At 63.7% G+C, this 24456-nt stretch carries 24 protein-coding genes and 1 tRNA gene; 10 read left to right on the top strand and 15 right to left on the bottom strand.

The annotated features are described in order from the left end of the window. Positions 1-5 precede the first annotated feature (5 nt). A complete protein-coding gene (gene ptsP, locus CUJ90_RS01650; RefSeq protein ID WP_114161825.1) occupies positions 6-2597 on the top strand; it encodes a phosphoenolpyruvate--protein phosphotransferase in 2592 nt (863 codons plus the stop codon). Positions 2598-2707: 110 nt separating this feature from the next. Next, complete coding sequence (nagE, locus tag CUJ90_RS01655; protein ID WP_114161826.1) at positions 2708-4492, top strand: N-acetylglucosamine-specific PTS transporter subunit IIBC; 1785 nt, start codon at positions 2708-2710, stop codon at positions 4490-4492. A gap of 148 nt (positions 4493-4640) precedes the next feature. Here the strand turns inward: nagE and cydX are convergent, their stop codons facing one another. From cydX to rpoH, 5 genes are all read right to left on the bottom strand, one after another. Further along, the gene (gene cydX, locus CUJ90_RS01660; protein ID WP_083084727.1) at positions 4641-4757 is read right to left on the bottom strand and encodes a cytochrome bd-I oxidase subunit CydX; all 117 of its coding nucleotides are present in this window, start codon (positions 4755-4757) and stop codon (positions 4641-4643) included. Positions 4758-4785: 28 nt separating this feature from the next. Further along, positions 4786-5922 (bottom strand): cytochrome d ubiquinol oxidase subunit II, encoded by a 1137-nt coding sequence (gene cydB, locus CUJ90_RS01665; RefSeq protein ID WP_114161827.1) that lies wholly within the window; start codon positions 5920-5922, stop codon positions 4786-4788. A 34-nt stretch (positions 5923-5956) separates the two neighbouring features. Further along, a complete protein-coding gene (locus CUJ90_RS01670) occupies positions 5957-7564 on the bottom strand; it encodes a cytochrome ubiquinol oxidase subunit I (protein WP_114161828.1) in 1608 nt (535 codons plus the stop codon). Further along, a complete protein-coding gene (gene cydP, locus CUJ90_RS01675; RefSeq protein ID WP_073429394.1) occupies positions 7554-7814 on the bottom strand; it encodes a cytochrome oxidase putative small subunit CydP in 261 nt (86 codons plus the stop codon). Before cydP ends, CUJ90_RS01670 begins: the two co-directional genes overlap by 11 nt. Before the next feature lie 356 nt (positions 7815-8170). After that, the gene (gene rpoH / locus CUJ90_RS01680; RefSeq protein WP_073429395.1) at positions 8171-9106 is read right to left on the bottom strand and encodes an RNA polymerase sigma factor RpoH; all 936 of its coding nucleotides are present in this window, start codon (positions 9104-9106) and stop codon (positions 8171-8173) included. Between the two features lie 362 nt (positions 9107-9468). Here rpoH and CUJ90_RS01685 point away from each other — a divergent pair, with 362 nt between their 5' ends. Then, entirely contained in the window at positions 9469-10032 is a 564-nt protein-coding gene (locus tag CUJ90_RS01685; protein ID WP_114161829.1) for an acyloxyacyl hydrolase, read from the top strand. Positions 10033-10074: 42 nt separating this feature from the next. Next, on the top strand, positions 10075-10458 hold the full coding sequence (locus tag CUJ90_RS01690; RefSeq protein WP_073429397.1) for a nuclear transport factor 2 family protein: 384 nt from the start codon (positions 10075-10077) through the stop codon (positions 10456-10458). A 175-nt stretch (positions 10459-10633) separates the two neighbouring features. Here the strand turns inward: CUJ90_RS01690 and ybiB are convergent, their stop codons facing one another. After that, positions 10634-11605: a DNA-binding protein YbiB gene (gene ybiB / locus CUJ90_RS01695; RefSeq protein WP_083084724.1), complete on the bottom strand. Its 972-nt coding sequence runs from the start codon at positions 11603-11605 to the stop codon at positions 10634-10636. A 214-nt stretch (positions 11606-11819) separates the two neighbouring features. Here ybiB and CUJ90_RS01700 point away from each other — a divergent pair, with 214 nt between their 5' ends. Further along, a complete protein-coding gene (locus CUJ90_RS01700; RefSeq protein ID WP_114161830.1) occupies positions 11820-12518 on the top strand; it encodes a fumarylacetoacetate hydrolase family protein in 699 nt (232 codons plus the stop codon). A 27-nt stretch (positions 12519-12545) separates the two neighbouring features. Beyond that, on the top strand, positions 12546-13190 hold the full coding sequence (gene maiA / locus CUJ90_RS01705) for a maleylacetoacetate isomerase (protein ID WP_114161831.1): 645 nt from the start codon (positions 12546-12548) through the stop codon (positions 13188-13190). An 86-nt stretch (positions 13191-13276) separates the two neighbouring features. Here the strand turns inward: maiA and ftsY are convergent, their stop codons facing one another. Beyond that, complete coding sequence (gene ftsY / locus CUJ90_RS01710) at positions 13277-14452, bottom strand: signal recognition particle-docking protein FtsY (protein WP_114163411.1); 1176 nt, start codon at positions 14450-14452, stop codon at positions 13277-13279. Between the two features lie 239 nt (positions 14453-14691). Here ftsY and rsmD point away from each other — a divergent pair, with 239 nt between their 5' ends. From rsmD to CUJ90_RS01725, 3 genes are all read left to right on the top strand, one after another. Then, a complete protein-coding gene (rsmD, locus tag CUJ90_RS01715) occupies positions 14692-15306 on the top strand; it encodes a 16S rRNA (guanine(966)-N(2))-methyltransferase RsmD (protein WP_083084721.1) in 615 nt (204 codons plus the stop codon). Between the two features lie 112 nt (positions 15307-15418). After that, a complete protein-coding gene (coaD, locus tag CUJ90_RS01720; protein ID WP_073429401.1) occupies positions 15419-15934 on the top strand; it encodes a pantetheine-phosphate adenylyltransferase in 516 nt (171 codons plus the stop codon). A 62-nt stretch (positions 15935-15996) separates the two neighbouring features. Next, positions 15997-16254: a YfhL family 4Fe-4S dicluster ferredoxin gene (locus CUJ90_RS01725; RefSeq protein WP_073429402.1), complete on the top strand. Its 258-nt coding sequence runs from the start codon at positions 15997-15999 to the stop codon at positions 16252-16254. A 78-nt stretch (positions 16255-16332) separates the two neighbouring features. Here the strand turns inward: CUJ90_RS01725 and hisC are convergent, their stop codons facing one another. The 8 genes from hisC to CUJ90_RS01765 form a co-directional block, all read right to left on the bottom strand. After that, complete coding sequence (hisC, locus tag CUJ90_RS01730; RefSeq protein ID WP_114161832.1) at positions 16333-17412, bottom strand: histidinol-phosphate transaminase; 1080 nt, start codon at positions 17410-17412, stop codon at positions 16333-16335. A gap of 38 nt (positions 17413-17450) precedes the next feature. Further along, positions 17451-18053, bottom strand: coding sequence for an aminoacyl-tRNA hydrolase (gene pth / locus CUJ90_RS01735; protein WP_114161833.1), 603 nt, complete (start codon positions 18051-18053; stop codon positions 17451-17453). A 143-nt stretch (positions 18054-18196) separates the two neighbouring features. After that, positions 18197-18817: a 50S ribosomal protein L25/general stress protein Ctc gene (locus CUJ90_RS01740; RefSeq protein ID WP_073429405.1), complete on the bottom strand. Its 621-nt coding sequence runs from the start codon at positions 18815-18817 to the stop codon at positions 18197-18199. A gap of 164 nt (positions 18818-18981) precedes the next feature. Then, positions 18982-19938: a ribose-phosphate pyrophosphokinase gene (locus tag CUJ90_RS01745; RefSeq protein WP_073429406.1), complete on the bottom strand. Its 957-nt coding sequence runs from the start codon at positions 19936-19938 to the stop codon at positions 18982-18984. Between the two features lie 46 nt (positions 19939-19984). After that, positions 19985-20061 (bottom strand) — tRNA-Gln (locus tag CUJ90_RS01750). A gap of 52 nt (positions 20062-20113) precedes the next feature. After that, entirely contained in the window at positions 20114-20995 is an 882-nt protein-coding gene (ispE, locus tag CUJ90_RS01755) for a 4-(cytidine 5'-diphospho)-2-C-methyl-D-erythritol kinase (RefSeq protein WP_073429407.1), read from the bottom strand. 65 nt (positions 20996-21060) lie between these two features. Then, positions 21061-21693 carry a lipoprotein insertase outer membrane protein LolB gene (gene lolB, locus CUJ90_RS01760; protein ID WP_073429408.1) on the bottom strand — a complete coding sequence of 211 codons (633 nt, stop codon included), beginning with the start codon at positions 21691-21693 and terminating at the stop codon, positions 21061-21063. Further along, positions 21693-23534, bottom strand: a complete 1842-nt coding sequence (locus tag CUJ90_RS01765; protein WP_083084711.1) for a tetratricopeptide repeat protein — start codon at positions 23532-23534, stop codon at positions 21693-21695. The genes lolB and CUJ90_RS01765 overlap by 1 nt, the downstream gene beginning before the upstream one ends. 86 nt (positions 23535-23620) lie before the next feature. On the opposite strand from CUJ90_RS01765, the gene mutM reads away from it, so the two are divergent. Beyond that, a complete protein-coding gene (gene mutM / locus CUJ90_RS01770) occupies positions 23621-24451 on the top strand; it encodes a bifunctional DNA-formamidopyrimidine glycosylase/DNA-(apurinic or apyrimidinic site) lyase (RefSeq protein ID WP_114161834.1) in 831 nt (276 codons plus the stop codon). The last annotated feature ends 5 nt before the right edge of the window (positions 24452-24456 follow it).

The raw sequence follows: 24456 nt of genomic DNA on the forward strand, positions 1-24456 counted from the left end.
ATCAGATGCGACGTGTCGAGGAGTCCCGCTTGAAGAGCCATTCTGAAGGCCATATTGTTTTGCTCGCGCCGATGACCGGTCCGGTCGTGCCGCTCGCGAACGTGCCCGACCCTGTGTTTTCGGGCGGCATGTTCGGCGACGGCATCGGTGTCGATCCGCTCGAGGGCCGACTCGTCGCGCCGTGCGACGGCATCGTCACCCACCTTGCGCGCACCGGTCACGCGTTGACGCTGGCCACCGCGGAAGGCGCGGAAATTCTGCTGCACATCGGTATCGACACGGTCGAGCTGAGCGGCAAGGGCTTTACGCCGATGGTCGAGCAAGGCGCGCACGTGCGCACCGGCGACGTGCTGATCGAGTTCGATCAGGACCAGGTCGCGCTGAATGCGCCGAGCCTTGTGTCGGTGATCGCGATTGCCAATTCCGACGCGTTCGAGATCGTCGAGCGTGTGCAAGGCGGCATGCTGAAAGCCGGCGAAACGCCGCTGCTGGTGCTGCGCGCACGCGGCGGCGCGGCGGCCCATGCGTCGCGCGAGGCGAGTGCGACGAACGTCACCGAGGAAGCGCGTCAGCAGGTCACGCTGGCCCACGCCGGCGGCCTGCATGCGCGGCCCGCCGCGCGTGCCCGCGAAGCGGCGCGCGGTTTCGACGCGCGCGTCGAAGTGCGTTACGAGGGGCGCAAGGCGTCGATCGAAAGCGTGGTCGGCCTGCTTGGGCTGGGCGCGGGTGAAGGCGCGACGGTCGAGTTGCTCGGCGTCGGTCCGCAAGCCCAGGCCGCGGTCGATGCAATCGCCCGCGAATTGACGCGCGAAGCGCACGGCGAAGTGGAGGAAAAACCGGCGCGCGTCAGCTCGCCGGCGCCGCAAGCGATGGCGCGCGCGGCGGACGAAGTGCTTGCGCCGAATACGCTCGCGGGCGTCTGCGCGGCGCCGGGCGTCGCGGTCGGCAAGCTGGTGCGCTGGGACGATGCGGACATCGATCCACCGGAGACGGCGACCGGCACATCCGCCGCGGAGAGCCGTCTGCTGGACAAGGCGATTGCCACCGTCGATGCCGATCTCGGCATTACTGTGCGCGACGCCTCACAACGCGGCGCGCATGGCGAAGCGGGCATTTTCGCGGTGCACCGTGTGCTGCTCGAAGACCCGACGCTGCTCGACGCGGCGCGCGATCTGATCAGCCTCGGCAAGAGCGCGGGTTTCGCGTGGCGCGAGGCGATCCGCGCGCAGATCCGCATCCTGACGAACATCGAGGACGCGTTGCTCGCCGAACGTGCCGCCGATCTGCGCGACATCGAAAAGCGCGTGCTGCGCGCGCTGGGTTATACGAACGCCGCAGCGCGCACGCTGCCCGACGAAGCCGTGCTGGCGGCCGAGGAATTCACGCCGTCCGATTTGTCTTCGCTGGATCGCTCGCGTGTCACCGCGCTCGTGATGGCGCGCGGCGGCGCGACCTCGCATGCGGCGATTCTCGCGCGCCAGGCGGGCATTCCCGCACTGGTGGCCGTTGGCGACGCGCTGCACGCGATTCCCGAGGGCACGCAAGTGGTGGTGGACGCCAGCACCGGCCGGCTCGAATTCGCGCCGACCGAACTCGACGTGGAACGCGCGCGGCTGGAGCGCACGCGTCTGGCCGGCGTGCGCGAAGCGAACCGCCGTACTTCGCAGCAGGCCGCGGTGACGTCCGATGGCCGCGCGATCGAAGTGGCCGCGAACATCGCCACGCTCGACGACGCCAAAACCGCCGTCGACAACGGCGCCGATTCCGTCGGCCTGCTCCGCACCGAATTGCTGTTCATCCATCGCTCGGCGGCGCCGACCACGGATGAGCATCGCCAAAGCTACCAGGCCATCGTCGACGCCTTGAACGGCCGCACCGCGATCATCCGCACGCTGGACGTGGGCGCGGACAAGGAAGTCGATTACCTGACGCTGCCGCCCGAACCGAATCCGGCACTCGGTCTGCGCGGCATCCGCCTCGCGCAAGTGCGCCCCGATCTGCTCGACGATCAGTTGCGCGGTCTGCTGGCGGTGCAGCCGCTCGGCGCGGTGCGGATTCTGCTGCCGATGGTGACCGACGTCGGCGAGTTGATCCGCATCCGCAAACGGATCGATGAGTTCGCCCGCGAATCGGGCCGCACGGAGCCGATCGAAGTCGGCGTGATGATCGAAGTGCCGTCGGCGGCTTTGCTTGCCGATCAGCTTGCGCGGCACGCGGATTTTCTGTCGATCGGCACCAACGATCTGACGCAATACACGCTGGCGATGGACCGCTGTCAGGCCGATCTCGCCGCCCAGGCCGACGGCCTGCATCCGGCGGTGTTGCGCCTGATTTCGGCGACCGTGCAAGGCGCGAGCAAGCATGGCAAATGGGTCGGCGTATGCGGCGCACTGGCGGGCGATCCGCTGGCGATGCCGCTGCTCGTCGGTCTCGGCGTGACCGAGCTTTCGGTGGATCCGGTGTCGGTGCCGGGCATCAAGGCGCGCGTGCGCAACCTCGATTATCAGCTGTGCCGTCAGCGCGCGCAGGATGCACTCGCGCTCGAATCGGCCCAGGCGGTAAGGGCAGCAAGTCGCGAAACCTGGCCTTTGGACTGAACCCACGCAGTCCGCAGCCGGCTTCGCTCGATCAACCACGTATAGCGACGAAACTCAACGACGACAGTCGACAACGACAGTCCACAACGAGACAAGGATTGGAGATATCAATGGATGGGAATCCGTTTCTGAAGATTCAGCGCCTGGGACGCGCGCTGATGCTGCCGATCGCGGTGCTGCCGGTTGCCGGCCTGCTGCTGCGCCTGGGCCAGCCCGATGTGTTCAACATCAAGATGATCGCCGACGCCGGCGGCGCGATCTTCGACAACCTGCCGCTGCTGTTCGCGATCGGCGTGGCGGTCGGTTTCGCGAAAGACAACAACGGCGTGGCGGGTCTCGCGGGCGCGATCGGTTATCTGATCGAAGTCGCGGTAATGAAGGACATCAACGACAAGCTCAACATGGGCGTGTTGTCCGGGATCGTGGCGGGTATCGTCGCGGGCTTGCTGTACAACAAATACAAGGACATCAAGCTGCCCGACTACCTCGCGTTCTTCGGAGGGAAACGCTTCGTGCCGATTGTCACGGGGGTGGCCTGTCTCGCGCTCGGGATTGTGTTCGGTTATGTGTGGCAGCCGGTGCAAGCCGTGATCGACACGGCCGGCCACTGGCTGACCACCGCGGGCGCGTTCGGCGCGTTCGTGTTCGGCGTGCTGAACCGCCTGCTGCTGGTCACGGGCTTGCATCACATTCTGAATTCGCTCACGTGGTTCGTGTTCGGCACCTTCACGCCGCCGGGCGGCGCCGCGGTGACGGGCGACCTGCATCGCTTCTTCGCGGGCGACCCGAGCGCGGGCACGTTCATGACGGGCTTCTTCCCGGTCATGATGTTCGGTCTGCCGGCCGCGTGCCTCGCGATGTTCCATGAAGCGCCGAAGGAGCGCCGCGCGGTGGTCGGCGGCCTGCTGTTCTCGATGGCGCTCACCTCGTTCCTGACGGGCGTGACCGAGCCGATCGAGTTCAGCTTCATGTTCCTCGCACCGGTGCTGTATGCGATCCACGCGCTGCTGACCGGCGTCGCGCTTGCTGTTTGCTCGGCGCTCGGCATTCACCTCGGCTTCACGTTTTCCGCCGGCGCGATCGACTACGTGCTGAACTACGGCCTCTCGACGAGGGGCTGGTGGGCGATTCCGATCGGTCTCGTGTACTCGGTGTTGTACTACGGGCTGTTCCGTTTCTTCATCCGCAAATTCAACATGGCGACGCCGGGCCGCGAACCCGCTGCCGCCGATGAACAGGTCGAATCGTTTGCCGCCGGCGGCTTCGTTTCGCCGGTAGCCGGCGCAGCCGTGCCGCGCGCGCAGCGTTATATCGCGGCGCTGGGCGGCGCGTCGAATCTGTCGGTGGTGGATGCCTGCACGACGCGTCTGCGTCTGTCGGTGGTCGACTCGGACAAGGTCTCGGAAAACGAACTGAAGACGATCGGCGCGCGCGGCGTGCTCAAGCGCGGCGCGACCAACGTGCAGGTGATCATCGGACCGGAAGCGGACATCATTGCGGACGAGATCCGCGCGGTGATCGCGCAGGGCGGCGGCGAAGCGGTGAAGGCGGTTACTGTGTCCGCTGCTGCGCCTGTTGCGCCTGCCGCGGCTTCCGCGACTGCCGCCGCGAGCGCTCAAGGCGGTCCGCTCGATCCTGACCCCCAGCGCTGGCTCGCCGTATTCGGCGGCGCGGGCAACGTGCTGTCGCTGGATGCCGTCGCGGCGACGCGTCTGCGTATCGTCGTGCGCGATCCGTCGGCGGTGGATCGTCAGCGCCTCGCCACGCTCGATACGGCGTGGGTGTCGGCGGACACGTTTCATATCGTGGTCGGCGAGTCGGCGCAGCGCTATGCCGCGCAACTGGCGACGCGTCTGTCGCCCACGAGCGGCGGCGCGACGCCTTTGCCGGCTTGATGTCGTGTGATGCAGCGGCCTCTGCGCCGCTTACCGCGCGTCTCTTCTGACAAGACAACGCGACAATAAAAAAGCGGCACCTTCAATTCAAGGCGCCGCTTTTGCGTTTACCCGCTTGCGCTAGCCGGCATCGCCGGCAATGGCTCGATCAACGCGCTTTGTGCTTTCCCACTTCCGCCGGCCGGCGCGATTCCAGCCACATGACGTTGATGATGCCGAACGCCAACGCCACGCCAATGCCGAGAATCCAACTGAAGTACCACATCGCAAACTCCTGTTAATCGTATTGCCGGTCAATACATCGAATGATGATTTTCTTCGAGCGCAGCCGCGGTCACCTTGCCTCGCATCACGCGGTAGACCCAGCTCGTGTAGATCAGGATGAGCGGCAGGAAAACCACGACCGCCACCAGCATGATCTGCAGCGTCATGCGGCTCGAGGTCGAATCCCACACGGTGAGGCTGCTGCGGCCGTCGAGCGACGAGGGCATGATGAACGGGAACATCGAGAAGCCCGCCGTCAGAATGACGCCGATGATCGTCGACGAGGTCGCCAGGAACGCGCTCTTTTCGAAGCGCGAGCGCGCGAGCAACGCGGCGAGCACGCCGCCGCCGAGACCCGCTATCGGCGCGGCCGTCATCCACGGATAGGTCGCGTAGTTGGTGAGCCACAGACCCGGCGCGCCGATCACGCTCTTCATTAGCGGATTGGCGACCGCATCGAGCGGCGCGGCGTCGACGATCTGATAGCCGCCGATCACCACCGCGATCAGCGCGCCCGCGATCAGGAACAGCACGACGCCGGCCAGCGACGCGATGCGCAGCGCGAGCGAAGCGCGTTCGGCGACGATGCCGTCCGATTTCATCTTCACGAAGGCTGCGCCGTGCGCGGCCAGCATCGACACGCTCACGAGCCCGCACAGCACCGCGAACGGGTTGAGCAAGGCGAAGAAGCCGCCGTGATAGGTGACGCGCAGGTCGGTGTCGAACGAAAACGGCACGCCTTGCAGCAGGTTGCCGAATGCGACGCCGAACACCAGCGCCGGCACGAAGCCGCCGACGAACAGCGCCCAGTCCCACGCACTGCGCCAGCGCGGGTCCTCGCGTTTGCTGCGGTAGTCGAAGCCGACCGGCCGGAAGAACAGCGCGAACAGCACCAGCAGCATCGCGAAGTAGAAGCCGGAGAACGACGCCGCGTACACCAGCGGCCACGCGGCGAACATCGCGCCGCCTGCCGTGATGAGCCATACCTGATTGCCTTCCCACGTCGCGCCGACCGTGTTCACGACGATGCGCCGCTCGGCGTCGGTCTTGCCGATGAACGGCAGCAGAATCGCGGCGCCCATGTCGAAGCCGTCGGTGAGCGCGAAGCCGATCAGCAGGACGCCGATCAGCACCCACCAGATCAGTTTGAGGGTTGCGTAATCCATGATGAGGTTTCCCTTGAAGCAGAGTGGCGGCGAATCATGCGGCCGTGTTGGTCGGCAGCGGCTGATTCACCGGCTGATGCCGCGGCTGTTGCAGTTCGTGGTGATAGCGCCCGGTGTGCAGCGACGACGGTCCGAGCCGCGCGTACTTGAACATCAGCATGATTTCGATGATGAACAGCACGGTGTAGAACACCACGAAGCCGGCGATGCTCAGATACAGGTCGCCCGGCGTCAGGCTCGAGGCGGACAGGTGGGTCGGCAGAATGCCGGCGATGGTCCACGGTTGACGGCCCACTTCGGCGACGATCCAGCCGAATTCAGCCGCGAGCCACGGCAGCGGAATCGCCCAGACGGCCCAGCGCAGGAACCAGCGGCGCTTTTGCAGCAGCAGCGAGCGCTGCGCGCAGAACCAGAACGCCAGCACGAAAGTGGCGAGGAACAGGATGCCGAGGCCGACCATCAAGCGGAACGAGAAGAACACGGGCGCGACGGGCGGTATCGTCTTTTTTGCGGCCTGGGCGATCTGCTCCGGCGTGGCGTCGGTCACGTTCGCGGTGAACTGCTTGAGCATCAGACCGTAGCCGAGGTCTTTCTTGTGCGCGTCGAACTCGGCCTTGGCTTCGTCGGTGGCGTCGCCCAGCTTGAGCTTCTGCAGCGCGGCGTAGGCGAGCATGCCGTTCTTGATGCGCACTTCGTTCTGCGCCATCAGGTCTTTCAGGCCGACCACCGGTTCGTCGATGGAGCGCGTGGCGATGAGGCCGAGCGCGTACGGAATCCGGATGGCGTAGTCGGTGCGCTCTTCCTTCTGGTTCGGAAGACCGACGAGCGTGAACGGCGCCGGCGCGGGCGCGGTTTCCCATTCGGACTCGATCGCGGCCAGCTTCACCTGCTGGACTTCGCCGGTACGGTAGCCGGATTCGTCGCCGAGCACGATCACGCACAACGTCGACGCAAGGCCGAAACCGGCGGCGATGGCGAACGAACGCAGCGCGAATTCGGTGTCGCGGCGCTTCAACAGATACCACGACGACACGCCCAGCACGAACATCGACGCCGTCACGTAACCGGCCGAGACCGTGTGCACGAACTTCACTTGCGCGACCGGATTGAACAGCACGGAGAAGATGCTGTCGAGTTCCATGCGCATGGTCTGGTAATTGAAGGTGGCGCCGACCGGATTGTTCATCCAGCCGTTGGCCACCAGAATCCAGAGGGCCGACAGGTTCGAGCCGAGCGCGACGAGGAACGTGACGGTGACGTGCTGCACTTTCGAAAGCCGCGTCCAGCCGAAGAAGAACAGGCCGACGAAGGTCGACTCCAGGAAGAACGCCATCAGACCTTCAACCGCCAGCGGCACGCCGAAGATGTCGCCGACATAGTGCGAGTAGTACGACCAGTTGGTGCCGAACTGGAATTCCAGCGTGAGACCGGTGGTGACGCCCATCGCGAAGTTGATGCCGAACAGCTTGCCCCAGAACTGGGTCATGTCCTTGTAGATCTGCTTGCCGGTCATCACATAGACCGATTCCATGATGACGAGCAGCCACGACAGGCCGAGCGTGAGCGGCACGAACAGAAAGTGATAAAGCGCCGTGATGGCGAACTGGAGGCGCGACAGTTCTACGACTTCGCTAACGGGCATGTTGATCACCTTGGGACGGATGCGGGGCAGGCGTTGACAGCAGCGCCTGCGAAACCTGCTCAGGCGGCAGCCACATGTGCTCCGCCTGGGGATGATTGAAGAACGTGTACTTGAGCACCATCAACAGCGTGAATTTGATGGCGAGGACGATGGCGATATCCCGCGCCAGCGTCGGACCGCGCACCCACCCGGCGAGCCGTTGACGCAGGCTCGGGCGAGGGCGGTTATTGCGATTGAGGGCTAGGGTCATGGGCGGTCGATGGCGACTTCACGCCGGTTGGTCCGGCTGGATCCAGATCGCGCGAGCGATCCGGCGAGTGCATCCCGATTTTAGGAGCGGGACCTTGCGCGCGTGGGTTCCGCGCTGCGGCATCGGGTCGCTGGCGTCACACGGTTGATGCAGTATTGCCAGGGGGGTTGAGGTAGGTCAAGGAACGCCGGCCGGCCGGCCGTGGCCCTGCGTCGATGCGCGCACGGCGAAGGAGGCGGGGCTTCGACGCTTCGACGCCTGGACGGAAAAAAGCCCCGCCGTCTTGCGAGGGCGGGGCTTTGCGGCCGGCTGGTCAGCGTGCGTCGCGCGAACCGGTTTGCTCGGTTTTTCAGACCTTACGCATACTCGGTCAGTGCGCCGCGCATCTTCTTCATTGCGCTTGCTTCGATCTGGCGAATCCGTTCGGCCGAGACGCCGAATTCGTCGGCCAACTCGTGCAGCGTCGAGCCGCCCGAGCCGTCGTCCTCCACCTTCAGCCAGCGTGCCTCGATGATGCGGCGGCTGCGGGCGTCCAGTGCATCCAGCGCGCTCGCGATACCGTCGGTTTGCAGCTTGTCGCGCTGACGCGAAGCCAGCACGGCGGTCGGCTCGTTATGCGAGTCGGCAAGGTAGGCGATCGGCGCGTACGACTCTTCGCCGTCTTCGACCTGGCCTTCCAGCGCGATGTCGCCGCCCGAGAGGCGCGTTTCCATCTCGGCCACTTCCTCGCGCTTCACGTTCAGCTCCTTGGCGAGACCTTCGATCTCGTCGGGCGTGAACGCGCCCAAGCCCTGCTTGTGGCTGCGCAGGTTGAAGAACAGCTTGCGCTGCGCCTTGGTGGTGGCGACCTTCACCATGCGCCAGTTGCGCAGGATGTATTCGTGGATTTCGGCCTTGATCCAGTGCATCGCGTACGACACGAGGCGCACGTTCTGCTCGGGATCGAAGCGTTTCACGGCCTTCATCAGGCCGATGTTGCCTTCCTGGATCAGGTCGGCATGCGGCAGGCCATAACCGAGATAGTTGCGCGCGATCGACACGACCAGCCGCAGATGCGACAGGACGAGACGACGGGCGGACTCGAGATTGCCCTGCTCGCGAAATTCGGTGGCGAACTGGCGTTCTTCCGCAGGCGTCAGCATCGGAATGCGATTGACGGCCTGGATGTAGGCGTCGATGTTGCCCAGTTGACCGGGCAGCAGCGAGGAATGCGAGAGCGCCAGTGCACCTGCCGAAGCGGCCTTAGCCGACGACGGGCTCAGAGTACTCGGAAGGGTCATTGCATGGCTCACGTAAAAAACTCCTTTGGAATCAGGTAACAGCGTATTCAGGTGACGACTCCAGCGTTGGATGTTAGCACTCTGATTTCCTGAGTGCTAATACTTAGAAGCGGTAGGGGCATCCAAGTTCCGTCATTTTCTATTGAAGTTCACTTCCTGATAGCCATCATACGCCGCTTGCGCTTGCCCTGTGTGGGCCGTAGAACTTACCGGGCTATGCTGTTCCGCGATCATAAATGAACGATATTTGCCGTTTTAGAAGTGACTAATTGCGAAAAATAAGATTTCTTCATACGATCCGCCTGATCGTGATTGAATTTAGAATAGGCAAATCTGTTACAGATTGTTCAACGTTCGGCGAGCTCGGGTGTTAGATGAACAACAAAAAGAAGGCTTGGCGTGTTCTGGCGCTGAAAAGCGCGTCGGCAGCGGTGCTGTTGGGTGTATCCGGACTGGCCGCGGCCGATCAGTTCGGTTTGCAGGTCGCCGGCGGCGTGGGCGATCATCATGTGAAAAAGCTCGACCTCGGCGTGGTCTGGGATCCGGACCTCACCTGGTGGCAAATCGGTGACTGGCATTTCACGCTGATCGGCGAGGCGCACATGGCCTGGTGGCATACCAACGAAGGCAACGTGCACGACAACATCGGCGAGATCGGCGTGACGCCGATGATTCGCTTCATCAAGGCATCCGGGTCGATCCGTCCTTTCATCGAAGTGGGCGCCGGCGTGCGGCTCCTGTCGAGTCCGCGAATTTCCTCCGACTTCACGCTCGGCTCGGCGTTCCAGTTCGCCGACGTCGCGGGCGTGGGCGTGCAGTTCGGCCATCGTCAGCAGTATCAGGCGGGCTACCGCTTCCAGCATATTTCCAACGGCGGTATCAAAGAGCCGAATCCTGGTATAAATTTCAGCCAGCTATATTTGCAATATAACTTCTGACGACCGTGGCCATGTTCGGCTCACCGGTGCGAGGGCTGAGCAATGGCGGCAAAGATAATCGAAGCGATTCGCGGGCTCGAGCGAGAGCGCTTTCGTGCGATGGTCGACGGCGACGGGCAATCGCTCGACACACTGCTCGCGGACAACGTGAGCTATGTCCATACCAACGGCAAACGCGAGACGAAGCGGCAGTTCATCGACGGGATTACCGGCGGCCGCCGCCGTTACCGGCAGATCGAGGTGCAGTCGCAAGACGTGTTGCCGGTGGGGCGCGAGACCTGCGTCGTCACGGGGCGCGCGCTGATCGAGATGGAGGCGAATAACGGCGCACTCCTGTTCCCCATCGCGTACACCGCGATTCATACGCACGAAGCCGGGCAATGGCGGCTGATTGCGTGGCAAGCCACCCGTTGCGCGATCGAGTGAGCCTGCCGGTTGGCGCTTGAGCGGCGTCGAGCCGTCATGCGCCGGTCGTCCACGCCGCAGCCAGATTGCCCTATCACTCGCATGGCGATGCAGCGACAGCCCGATGCTGTCGCGTCAGGCGAGATGCGGTCCATCCCTTGCAGCAAGCGCAATCACCACGCTCGCGCAGCGCCCTTCACACCTGCGTCTTCGCGACGTCCACGATCAGTTCGACCTGTCGTTCGATCGCGCTCGGCACGGGCGCCTCGCCGCGCAGCACGGCGCCGATCCACGCCGCCGTGGTGGGTGCGTCGCGCGCTTCGGGCAACGCCACTTCCGGCGCGTCCGGCGACGAGCGCTCATGCGGCACGCGCGTTTCGCAGATGCCGTCGTGCAGCCAGTCGACCTGCACCTGGCGCCGCGTGTCGGCTACCGCTTCGCCCTCGGTGCCGCGCGCCAGCAAGGCGCCGCCGGCCGCCGCGTCCGCATGCGTGTTGAACAACTGCGTGAGACTGTCCCGATACGGCGGATGCGTGTAGTTCACGAGCCGCAGGCCGGCCGGCGCGAACGGCTGGAGAATCTTCACGAGCGTATGCGTCGAATTACGCACGCCCATGCGCCGGCGTAGCGCGAGCAGGCGCGCGAGTTTCGGCGCGAGCACGTCGATCGGCGCGAACGCTAGACGGCGCTCGGCGAGACCGTCTTCGATCTCGGCGTGCGAGCGCGCGTGCGGAATCTGCAAATGCGTGAAGATTTCAGCGCTCGTCACGCGCCCCGGGTCTTCGGTCACGCCGTGCACCAGCACCGGCACGCCTTCACGCGCGAGCAGCAGGGCGAGCAGCGGCACGAGGTTCGGCTGTTTGCGCGCGCCGTTGTACGTGGGGATCGAGACGGGCCGGAAGGCGCCGTGCGGCACATGAACCGGTTCGAACGACGCATGGGCGCCGGCCAGCATCGCGGCGAGTTCGTCGGCGGTTTCACCCTTCACGCGATAGGCGAGCAGCACCGCGCCGAGTTCGAGCTCGGCGACGCGGCCGTCGAGCATGGCGGTATAGAGCGCGCGCGTGTCTTCGGCGGTGAGCGCGCGGGCGCCGTTCGGGCCGCGGCCGATTTCCTTGATGAAGCGGGCGCAAGGGAAGGGATTGGCAGTGTCGGCGGAATCAGTCATCGGGACAGTGGAACGGTGTGGCGGTGCCGCCCTGAAGCGGTGGCCACGGTATTCAAGGGACGCTATTGGGTGTGAGTATCGCATCTATGGCAAACCGGCGAGACGATTCGCCTGGCGCGCCCTGTCCATCCGCCGCGCGCCGCACTTTGCCGCGCGTTACACTCGATGTTTTTCTCGCCGCGCTGGCGGCACAATCGAAGAAACGGAGAACGGGATGAGTTACGTATTCGCACCCGCACCGGTGGTCGCGGTGCCAGTTGTCGGGTCCGGCGAGCAGTTCGCGGTGCGTCGCATCTACTGCGTGGGCCGCAACTACGAGGCGCATGCGCGCGAGATGGGACACGATCCCGACCGCGAGCCGCCGTTCTTCTTCGCCAAGCCCGCCGACGCCGTGCTGTACGTCGCGCCCGGCGCCACCGGCGAATTTCCTTACCCGTCGCAATCGAAAAACGTCCACTTCGAGATGGAACTGGTCGCGGCGATCGGCAAGGGCGGCAGGAACATTCCGGCTGAAAGCGCGCTCGATCACGTCTACGGTTACGCGCTCGGTCTCGACATGACGCGCCGCGATCTGCAGGCGGAAGCGAAGAAGCTCGGCCGTCCGTGGGACACCGCGAAGGGCTTCGATCATTCGGCGCCGCTCGGACCGATTCATCCGGCGGCGACGGTCGGCCATCTCGGCAAGGGCGCGATCTGGTTGTCGGTGAACGGCGAGGAAAAACAGCGCTCGGATGTGTCGCAACTGATCTGGTCGGTGGGCGAGACGATCGCTTATCTGTCGACGCTGTTCGAGTTGCAACCCGGCGATCTGATTTTCACGGGCACGCCGGAAGGCGTCGGCGCGGTGGTGCGGGGCGATCTGATGAAGGGCGGCGTGGACGGGCTCGGAGAGTTCAGCGTGCGCGTGGTCTGACAGCCGGTTGGAGGAGGAGACAACAACATGAAGCTCTACAGCTATTTCCGCAGCTCGGCGTCGTATCGCGTGCGCATCGCGCTGAACGTGAAGAACCTGCCGTACGACTACGTGCCGGTGCACCTCGTGCGCGACGGCGGCGAACAGTTGAAACCCGGCTACCGCAAGGTGAATGTCGACGGCATCGTGCCCACGTTCGTCGACGGCAACGAGGTGATGCCGCAGTCGCTCGCGATCATCGAGTATCTGGAGGAAACGCATCCCGAGCCGCCGCTGCTGCCCAGGACGCCGGCCGATCGCGCGTACGTGCGTTCGGTGGCGTTGCAGGTTGCGTGCGAGATTCATCCGCTGAACAATCTGCGGGTGCTGAAGTATCTGAAGCACACGTTGTGTGTCGACGACGACGCGAAGGACGCGTGGTACCGGCATTGGGTGGAAGCGGGCTTTGCGACGCTGGAAACGCATCTGGCCGGCAGTTCACGCACCGGCAAACTGTGTTTCGGCGATACGCCCACGCTCGCCGACGCCTGTCTGATTCCCCAGGTATTCAACGCGCAGCGCTTCAAGGTCGACACGGGCAAGTTTCCGACGATCCAACGCATCTACGATCACGCGATGCAACTCGACGCGTTTGCTCGCGCGGCGCCAGGCGCCCAGCCTGACGCGGAGTGATCTTCGCGGCTGAATGAAGAAGGGCGCTCGTCAGTTGACGGAGCGCCCTTTCTGCTTGTTCAGCCGCGAATGCCGGGTGGCCGTGTTCACCCGCCCAGCAACGCGTCCGAAAACTCTTCCGCGCTGAACGGCTGCAGATCCTCCACCTTCTCGCCGACGCCGATGAAGTACACCGGAATCGGACGCTGCCGCGCGATCGCCGCGAGAATGCCGCCCTTCGCGGTGCCGTCGAGCTTGGTGACGATCAGGCCCGTGAGGCCGAGCGCGTCGTCGAAGGCTTTGACTTGCGCGAGCGCGTTCTGGCCGGTGTTCGCGTCGATCACCAGCAGCACCTCGTGCGGCGCGCCGTCTTGCGCCTTGCCGATCACGCGCTTCACCTTGCGCAGTTCTTCCATCAGATGCAACTGGGTCGGCAGACGGCCGGCCGTGTCCGCCATCATCACGTCGATCTTGCGCGCGCGCGCTGCGCCGACCGCGTCGAAGATCACCGCCGCCGGGTCGCCGCTTTCCTGCGACATCACCGTGACGTTGTTGCGCTGGCCCCAGATGGCCAACTGCTCGCGCGCCGCGGCGCGGAACGTGTCGCCCGCGGCCAGCAGCACCGATTGGTCGAAGCTCTGCAGATGCTTCGCGAGCTTGCCGATGCTGGTGGTCTTGCCCGCGCCGTTGACGCCGGCGATCATCATGACGAGCGGCTGCGCTCGGCCTAGCATCAACGATTTTTCCAGCGGCTTGAGCAGGTCGACGAGCAGCGTGCGCAGCGCCGTTTTCACCTGCTGAGGATCGGAGAGACGTTCGGTGCGGACTTTCTCCCGCAGCGCCTCGAGCAGAAATTCGGTGGCCTCGACGCCCGCGTCCGACATCAGCAGCGCGGTTTCGAGCTCCTCGTACAGATCCTCGTCGATCCTGGTGCCGACGAAGATGCCGGTCAGGTTCGAACTGGTCTTCGACAAGCCGGTCTTCAGGCGGTTGAGCCACGAGCGCCTCGCGCCCGCATCCTGCACCGGCGGCGGGACGATCTCGACGGTTTCCAGTTCGGGCTCTTCCGGCTCGGGTTCCGGTTCGGGTTCCGGTTCGTTTATGGACGAAGCGCCCGGTGACTGAATATCGACGCTGACCGGCGCTGCCGGACGCGGCGTAGCGGAGGCCACCGGGGGCTCCTCGGCGTGTTCGGGCGCCAAGGCCTCCGGCGCCGTTTGCGATTCTGCCGGCGTGTTATCGGACTCTTTCGAACCCTTGAATCGTTTGAAAAAGCTGAACATGATCTGGCGTGGTGAGAGCGCGCGCCGATGCGCGCAGCCGGCAATGACCGGCAAGCGGCAGGCAGCGTTGCGATGCGGGATGCAAGGCGCTGGAAGCCGCACATTTTATCAGGCGCGCCGCCCGCCGTCGTATCGGCCGAACGGCCAGGGTGGACGCCGATAGCCCCTGTGGTAACGTTGCCGCTCCAGCCCGTGCGCATCGACGTCGCGGGCGCTTTCATTACGCAATCAAAACCTGCATGCCTCGTTCCGCACCTTCACGCGCCCACGGCGCTTCATCCAAAGGCGGCAAGCCGCACGCCATTCGCATCATCGGCGGCGACTGGAAACGCACGCCGCTGCCCGTGCTCGACCTCGACGGGCTGCGCCCCACGCCCGACCGTGTGCGCGAGACGCTGTTCAACTGGCTCGGCCAGCGGCTGGACGGTCAGCGTTGCCTCGATCTGTTCGCCGGCAGCGGCGCGCTGGGCTTCGAGGCGGCTTCGCGCGGCGCGGCGCGCGTGCTGATGGTGGAGCGTAACGCGCGAGCCGCCGGTCAGTTGCGCGCCAACCAGGAACGGCTCGCGGCGCGCACAATCGAAATCGCCGAGGCGGACGGCTTGCGCCTTGCCGCGAGTCTCGCGCCCGGATCGTTCGACGTGGTGTTTCTCGATCCGCCATTCGGCGACGATCTGCTCGACAAGGCGCTCGCGCTGGCCGTACCGCTGGTGAGCGCCGAAGGCTTTCTGTATGTGGAAGCCGGTGCCGCCCTCGAACTGGCTGGAAACGAGACGCTTGCAGGTTGGGACGTCATTCGGCACGGCAAGGCGGGTGCGGTCCACTTTCATTTGCTGCAGCGCGAAAATAAGGAATAATGCGCGTTCGATAACAAGCGCCGGGCGGTTTATCGCCACGCGCGCGGCCGGTGCCAAATGCGTCGCGTGGACGCTTTGACGTGCCCATTTGTCTGAAGAGAGGAGAAGTCTCATGGTAGTCGCCGTGTACCCGGGCACGTTTGACCCGCTGACGCGCGGTCACGAAGACCTCGTTCGGCGCGCGTCGAGCATTTTCGACACGCTGGTGGTGGGCGTTGCAGACAGCCGCAACAAGAAGCCTTTTTTCACGCTCGAGGAGCGCCTCGACATCGCGCACGAAGTGCTCGGGCACTACCCGAACGTCCAGGTGATGAGCTTCAAGGGCTTGCTGAAAGACTTCGTTCGCAGCAACAACGCACGTGTGATCGTGCGGGGCCTGCGCGCCGTGTCGGACTTCGAATACGAGTTCCAGATGGCCGGCATGAATCGCTATCTGCTGCCCGACGTCGAAACCATGTTCATGACGCCGTCGGATCAGTATCAGTTCATCTCGGGCACCATCGTGCGCGAAATCGCGCAACTGGGCGGCGACGTCAGCAAGTTTGTGTTCCCCTCGGTCGAAAAATGGCTGACGGAGAAGGTTGCCGCGCTGGACCCGGACGGCGGCACTTCGGCGGCGCAACCGTAACCGGCGTAAACTGTCGGCTTGACGGATTAAGCCGGTTTCAGCCGGCGTGAAGTGAGAGAAGCATGGCCTTGATGATTACCGACGAGTGCATCAATTGCGACGTGTGCGAGCCTGAGTGCCCGAACGACGCAATTTCGATGGGCCCGGAAATCTACGTGATCGACCCAAAAAAATGCACCGAATGCGTCGGCCATTTCGACGAGCCGCAATGCATTCAGGTGTGCCCGGTCGAGTGCATTCCGCGCGATCCCGAACATCTGGAAACGCCGGAAGGGTTGATGGCGAAGTACCACGCGCTGCAGGCCGACAAGGCCGCGTGAGAGTTGAATGAACGGCGAGGTGTCAGCCTCGCCGTTTTCCCTTTTGCGGCAACGTTTTCCGCTGCGCGCGCCGCCGGTCTATCCCACGTAGGCGCTGAAGATATCGCGCAACGCATCCAGCAGAATGTCGCATTCGGCATCGGTGCCGACCGAGATTCGCAGATGCTGGGCGATTCGTGGCGCATTGAAGTGGCGCACGAAAATCTCCCTTTCCCTGAGCCGCAAAAGAAGCGTTGCCGCGTCGTGGCCTTCGTGGCGCGCGAACAGCAGATTCGCCGCCGACGGCACGACTTCGAAGCCCAGCGCCGTCAGGCCAGCGGACAGGCGCTCGCGGCTCGCGATCACTTTCGCGCAATTGTCTCGGGACCACGCATCGTCCTCATAAGCGGCGATGGCCGCGACCTGCGCCAGCCGGTCGAGCGGGTAGGAGTTGAAACTGTCCTTCACGCGGTTCAGCGCGTCGATCAATTCCCGATTGCCGAACGCGAAGCCGACCCGCATGCCGGCCAGCGAGCGCGACTTCGACACTGTCTGAATGACCAGCAGATTCGGGTAGCGGTCGATCAGTTTGATGGCCGACTCAGCGCCAAAATCCACATATGCCTCGTCGATCACGACGACAGAATCGGTGTTTTTCGCCACCACACGCTCGATGTCGGCGAGCGGCAGCGGGCGTCCGGTCGGCGCGTTGGGATTGGGGAATAACACGCCGCCGTTGGGCGCTGCGTAATCGTCCACGTTGATCGCGAAGCTGTCGTCGAGAGCGACCGTCCGGTAATCGATTTCGAAGAGCCGCGCGTAGGTCGGATAGAAGCTGTATGTGATATCGGGGAACAGCAAGGGTTTATCGTGCTTCAGCAATGCCTGGAAGGTGAGCGCGAGTACCTCGTCCGAGCCGTTGCCCGCGAACACCTGCTCGGGGCGAATGCCGTGATGCGCGGCGACCGTCTCGCGCAGCTTGAGCGAGGTCGGGTCGGGATAGCGCCGCAACGATTCGCCGGCGTCGCCCAGTTCCCGCCGGATTGCATCGAGCACGCGCGGCGACGGCGGATAGGGATTCTCGTTGGTGTTCAGCTTCACGGGGCGTGCAGCGATGGGCTGCTCGCCCGGCACATAGGGCGTCAGACGGCGAACGACGTCACTCCAATAGCGGCTCAAGCGGTTCTCCTGTCGATGGGATGGGGCGGGGCGAGCGACTACGAATTGCGATGCAACTGCATCATCGCCCGTTCGAGCTCGCCCTTGATGATCTGCGGCATCACGGCGAGCGCGCGTTCGACCGACGCGTCGATCGCGTCCTGCTCTTCCCGCCGCGGCGGCTTCAGCACGTAATTGGCGACATCCGGCTTGGCGCCGGCGCGCGCGCTTTCGGGAATCAGGTCACGCGGATGGCCGATGCCGATCCGCAGCCGCCAATATTGCTGCGACGACAGATGCGCGGTGATGTCCTTCAACCCGTTATGGCCGCCGCTGCCGCCGCCGAGCTTCAGCTTGACGCTGCCTGGCGGCATGTCGAGTTCGTCGTGAACAACCAGAATCTCGTCGGGGAGAATCTTGAAGAACTGCGCAACGGCGACAACCGACTGACCCGAGCGGTTCATATACGTCTGCGGTTCCAGCAGATGCACTTCCTCGCCGTGAAGCCGCGCCTTCGCATAGAAACCGTGGAAGCGCCGTTCATCGCGCAACGTCGCGCCCGCTTCGCGCGCCAATTGATCGACCAGCCAGAAGCCGGCGTTGTGGCGAGTCGCGGTATATTCGGCGCCCGGATTGCCGAGCCCGACGATCAGCTTGATCATGATTGCGTAGGTCCGTCTGACTCAGGCGTTGAACGCGGCCGAGCCGAAAAAAACCGAAAAAAAACCCGCCGGGGCGAACCTCGGCGGGTCACATCGACCGTTTCATGGAAACGGCTCGAGAGGATTTGCTCGCTCAGTGCAGCTCAGGCAGCCGGCGTTTCGCCTTGGCCTTCCGCAGCAGCCTCGCCTTCAGCGATTGCGCCAGCCGGGATCGTTGCAGCAGCGACCACCGGGTTTTCCGCTTCGAGGTGAGCGACCAGCGCCACGCCTTCCGGCAGCTTCAGGTCTTTTGCGTGCACCGATTGACCCGCTTCGATCGTTGCCAGATCGACTTCGATGAATTCCGGCAGTGCCGACGGCAGGCACTCGATTTCGATTTCATTGATGACGTGCGAAATCACCGCGCTCGACAGCTTCACTGCCGGGTTGGTTTCCTGGTTCAGGAAGTGCAGCGGCACCTTGGTGTGCAGCTTCTTCTTCGCGTCGACACGTTGGAAGTCCACGTGCAGCACGAGCTGACGGAACGGATGGTATTGCACGTCGCGCAGCAGAACCTGTTGCGACTTGCCGCCCACTTCCAGTTCGAGAATCGACGAATGGAAAACTTCTTTCTTCAGCGCGTGCCACAGCGCGTTGTGGTCCAGTTCGACCAATTGCGTTTCAGCACCAGCGCCATATACGATGCCCGGGGTCTTGCCCGAGTTACGCAGGCGGCGGCTCGCACCCGTACCTTGCAAATTACGCTCGAAAGCGACTACTTTCATGTTGAATCTCCAATGCACCGCCCGCGACCAGGCAGTAAAAACGGGGCCTCCAAGCCGTTACGGCTGAGGCCCCCGAACTGCGGCACGAACCTTCGTTCGTTCGCGCCGATTGTGCAAAAGCGCGGCGTGCATTAGTGCAACGCGCGCCGCGCCTTCGCAAATACTTAACTTTCAGCGAACAGCGACATCACCGAATCGCCGCGGCGAATCCGCGAGAACGTTTCGGCCAGCAGGCCAGCGCTGGTCAACGAACGGATCTTCGCGCAGGAGCGGGCTTCGTCGCCGAGCGGGATCGTGTCGGTGACAACGAGTTCGTCGAGTGCGGAAGCCGCGATGCGCTCGCCAGCACCGCCCGACAGAACCGGGTGGGTAGCGTACGCGAACACCTGCTTCGCGCCACGTTCCTTCAAAACCTGAGCCGCCTTGCAGAGCGTGCCGGCGGTGTCGACCATATCGTCCATGATCACGCAGGTACGGCCTTCGACTTCACCGATGATGTTCATCACTTCGGCAACGTTCGCCTTCGGGCGACGCTTGTCGATGATCGCCAGATCACAATTCAGTTGCTTCGCCAGGGCCCGGGCACGCACCACCCCGCCGACGTCCGGCGAGACAACCAGCAGGTCCTCGTAGTTCTGCTTGCGCAGATCGCCGAGCAACACGGGCGTGGCGTAAATGTTGTCGACCGGGATGTCGAAGAAGCCTTGAATCTGGTCGGCGTGCAGATCCATCGTAATGATCCGCTCGACGCCGGCGATTTCCAGCATGTTCGCCACGATCTTCGCCGAGATGGCGACGCGCGCCGAACGCGGGCGTCGATCTTGACGGGCATAGCCGAAATAGGGGATGGCGGCAGTGATCCGGCCAGCGGATGCGCGCTTGAGCGCATCGACCATGATCATCAGTTCCATCAGGTTGTCGTTCGCCGGCGCGCAGGTGGACTGCAGAACGAAGACATCCTTGCCACGCACGTTTTCCTGAATCTCGACCTGGATTTCACCGTCCGAGAAACGGCTAACCATGGCTTTGCCGAGGGGAATACCGAGGATTTTGACGACTTCCTGTGCAAGCGCGGGATTTGCGTTGCCAGTAAAAACCATCAGGCCGTCATGGCTGCTCATCGTGCACCTGCTTCAGGCTGGGGGCGAGGGGAAATGCGAGAATTTTTGGCAGGGGAGAAAGGATTCGAACCTTTGCATGCCGGAATCAAAATCCGGTGCCTTAACCAGCTTGGCGACTCCCCTACACTAACTTTGAGCTCCGCCGAACGTGGAGTTTCGTTCGACGATGCAAAACTTATGACGCGAAAGCAAAGAGTGGATGCTGATCGAGACTGGCGGCCACTGCGCTGTTCCATTCGCCTGGCAGTGTGGCTTGCACCGCTTCTGCCTCGGCTTTACTACGGAACGCTGCAAAAACACTTGCACCTGATCCAGACATCCGCGCTGGCGCGACGTTTTCAAACCATCGCAGCACTTGCGCTACTTCCGCGTATTTTCCTACGACAACCTGCTGCATGTCATTCCGGCCAAAACTTTCCGGCCATTCAGTATTGCAGCTAAGTTCTGCAGGAAAGTCCGTAATTCTGAGGGGTTTTGAATCTCTTGTCAACGTTTTTTCAGAGAAAATCGCTGCGGTCGGAACATGAACCCTCGGCGTCACTACCAGGAAATGACGCGGCGGCAATTGTACAACGTCTAATGTTTCTCCGACACCCTGCGCGAATGCATTTTTCCCAAAAATAAAAAACGGCACGTCCGCGCCGAGTCTTAACGCCAGCGCCTGCAATTCCGGCCGCGGCAGGTCGAGTTTCCACAAACGGTTTAGCGCAAGCAGCGTGGTGGCCGCGTCGGAGCTGCCGCCGCCGAGACCCGCGCCCATTGGCAGACGTTTCTCGATTTCGATGTCGACGCCTTCCGGTGAGCCCGTATGCGCCTTGAGCAGCGTTGCGGCGCGCACGGTGAGGTCGTGTTCGGGCGGCACGTCGGCGATTTCGGTGCTGCGCGTGATCAAGCCGTCGTCGCGCCGCCTGAAGTGCAGCGTGTCGCCCCAGTCGAGCAACTGGAAGACCGTTTGCAGCGTGTGATATCCGTCCGGCCGGCGGCCGGTGATGTGCAGGAAGAGGTTGAGTTTCGCTGGCGCGAGGCAATCGCGCAGCGAGTCGGTCGTTTCAATCATGAGTCTGGGCTACATGCGCCAAAGTGGCGCCGACGAAGCGGCAGGGTCGCGCGACGCGGCGCGGGTTACTGATCCAGCACGAGCTTGATGTCGAGCGGCGGCTCGGCACGGCTCAGGTTCACGCGCTTCACGCCGGTGGCGGGCGCGTCGGCGTAGGCCAGATAATCGATTGTCCAGCCGTCCTGTGTGATCTGCTTCAGATGCGACGGTTGCTCCGGATCCTTCTCCGTCCTGGCGCGCGAGGTGGGCGCCGGCGACGGCTGCAGCCAGTAACGCAAGCCTTCGACCGGCAGCGAGAAGCCGAGCGCGTTCTGCATGAGCGTGGATACGTTATCGGCGGTAAGCGGCTGGCGGTTCGGCAACTCGAGCGTGGCCGAACCGGGCGAAGAAGTCACGATCGCGAGAGTCTGGCCGAGCGGATTGCGCAATTGCAGGGAGACGGTGTCGCCCGTTTCCTGCCAGGAGAAGTTGCCGTAAGCGTTGCGCTGCTGGCCGTTCTGATCGTTGTACTGGATCGCGAAACGGCCCAGGTAGGCACGGCTCGTCTGAGCGGTGACGGCAGTCGCGGCATTCGACGTGGACGGCCCTTGCGGTTTCACCGACGCACAACCGGCCAGCGCGACAACCGCTGCAGCCACGAGTCCGAGCGCCGCGCCGCGCGGCGCCCGGGAACGGGAAATCAAACGGGAAAGACGCATCAAAGATCGTTTACCTGAAGACGTTGCAGCGTTTTAACAAGCGTGTCGTTATCCGGTTCGAGCTTGCGCGCATCGCGGAAAGCGGCGCGAGCCTGGTCCTGCGCGCCGGTTTTCCACAACACTTCGCCGAGATGTGCGCCGATTTCGGCGTTCGGCTGGATGTCGTAGGCTTTGCGCAGCACCTTGATCGCGTCCGACGTATTGCCCATCCGGTATTTGACCCAGCCCACGCTGTCCATGATGAATGCGTCGTTCGGTGCCAGCGACGATGCCTTCTCGACCAGCTTGTCCGCTTCCGCGAGGCGCTGATTGCGATCGGCCAGTGAATAGCCGAGCGCGTTATAGGCCTGGGGATTGTCGGGCTGACTCTGGATCAGCTTGCGCAACTGCGCTTCCATGACATCGAAGTGGCCGTTCTTTTCGGCGGCCATCGCGTAATCGTAGGTGAGGTCAGGATCGTCGGGAAAGGCCGCGGTGACTTGTTGCAGGCGCTTTTCCGCTTCCGGATAGCGCTTTGCGTCGAACAGGATCGCCGCGTCGGTGCGCGCAAGCAGCGCCTGGTCGCGCGGATCGGGCGACTGAAGACTCGCCAGCAGCTTGCGGGCGTCGTCGGTCTTGCCCTGCTTGGCGAGCAATTGCGCGCGCGTGACCTGGGCGGGCATGTATTGCTGGCTCGACGGCGAAATCTTGTTCAGCCAGTCGCCCGCCGCCGCTTCGTTTTTCTGTTCGAGCGCCAGTTGCGCCAGATAGATATACGCCTGGCCCGGATCGGCGCCCGGCGTTTTCTCGGCTTGCTGCGCGTATTGAGTCAGATACGTTTGCGCTTCGTTGAAATTCTTTTGCTGGATCTTGATCAGCGCGAGCGCCATCAGCGGCGTGAGGTCGTTCGCATTGTTCTTGTGCATGACCTCGAACTGCTTCTGCGCGTCGTCCAGACGGTCGCTTGCGAGGTACATCTGTGCGAGCGCGAGGCGCGCGTCGTGCGATTTCGGATTCTGCTGCACGTACTTTTCGAGCGACGCGATGCCTTCCTTGCGCTCCTCGGGACCCATTTGCGACAGCATCAGCGCGGCCGGCAAATAGTCGGGCTTGAGCGTGAGCGCCTGTTCGAGCGACTTGCGCGCGCCCGGCGCGTCGTCCGATACGAGCTGCTGGCGTGCGACGGCCAACTGCGCTTCCGGCCGGTTCATGTCGTTCTTCAGCAAATCCTGCAGCACATGCAGGCCGCCGATGCGGTTGGGGCCGCGCGAGATCAGCAGTTGCAACGCCAGCATCGCGCTGCCGCGATTTTCCGCAGGCACTTTCGCGAGTTCGCGGGCGAGGAGCGGCGAAGCTTCGTCGGGCTTGCCGGACAGCACGAGCAGCGATGCGTCGAGTTGTGCGGCGCGTTCCGAATCCGGCGCATATTGCTGCCACAATTGCGCGGCGGCCAGCGCATCCGATGGACTCTGCGCGGCCAGCGCGATTTCGGTGGCGCGTTGCGCCATGCGCGGATCGTGCGTGTCGCGCGCGAGCGCGAGATAAGTCTGGTAGGCGGGCGCGGGCTGATCGCGTTGCAGCGCGACTTCGGCGGCGAGCACCTGGAATACGATCTGGCTCGACAGCGCGAGCCTGGGCAGCGACTTCTGCTCGTCCGCCGAGGGCGGACCGAGCGGGTCCGCCAGTGCGACGGAGGTGTCGTCCGAGCCGGGTGAAGGGTCCTGCGCGTATGCGGGCACCGCGGACAACGCCCAGACCGCGAGCGCGGCCGCGCCGAGCACCCGCCGGGCGGACACGGCGTGCGGCACGCGGGATGCGCTAGCCGGGCGCTTCGAAAACAGCTTCACGAAGGACAAGTTCATGGAAATCCGTTCAATGTTTCGGACGATTGTAACGCGCTCGCTACAATACGCGCACACCACTCACGCAAGTTGCAGACCAGTCAGACATGCCAGAGTTGCCAGAAGTTGAGGTTACCCGACGGGGAATCGAACCGTATGTGTCCGGCCGCAAGGTTGAACGCGTCGACGTGCGTACGCCCGCGCTGCGTTGGCCGATTCCCGCCGACCTTGCGAAAACCTTGCGTGGCCACGTGGTGCGCAAGGTCGAGCGGCGCGGCAAGTATCTGCTGTTCGAGATCGACGCCGGCTGGTTCATCGTGCATCTTGGCATGACCGGCACGTTGCGCGTGCTGCGTCACGTGCCGCATCCGCCTGCTGCCGCGAAACACGATCACATCGACTGGATCTTCGACGAATTCATTTTGCGCTATCGCGATCCCCGGCGCTTCGGCGCGGTGCTGTGGCATCCTCGCGAAGCCGGCGACGTGCTCGTGCATCCACTGCTCGCGAGCCTCGGCGTCGAGCCGTTTTCGCCGGCGTTTTCCGGCGCGCTGATGCATCGGCTCACGCGCGGGCGCAAGGTTTCGGTGAAGCAGGCGTTGCTGGCCGGTGAAATCGTCGTGGGCGTGGGTAATATCTACGCATCGGAGAGTCTGTTTCGCGCGGGCATCCGACCGACCACCGCGGCGGGCCGCGTCTCGCTCGTCCGTTACGATCTGCTGGCCGACGCCGTGCGCGTGACGCTCGCCGCCGCGATCGAGAAGGGCGGCAGCACATTGCGCGATTTCGTCGGCAGCAATGGCGAAAGCGGTTACTTCCAGCTCGATTATTTCGTCTATGATCGCGCGGGGCTGCCATGCCGCGTGTGTGGAACGCCGATCAAACAGATCGTGCAGGGGCAGCGCTCCACGTATTTCTGTCCCACCTGTCAGCGCTAATTTCA

It is taken from the genome of Paraburkholderia terricola, assembly GCF_003330825.1.
GTDB classification, from domain to species: Bacteria; Pseudomonadota; Gammaproteobacteria; order Burkholderiales; family Burkholderiaceae; genus Paraburkholderia; species Paraburkholderia terricola.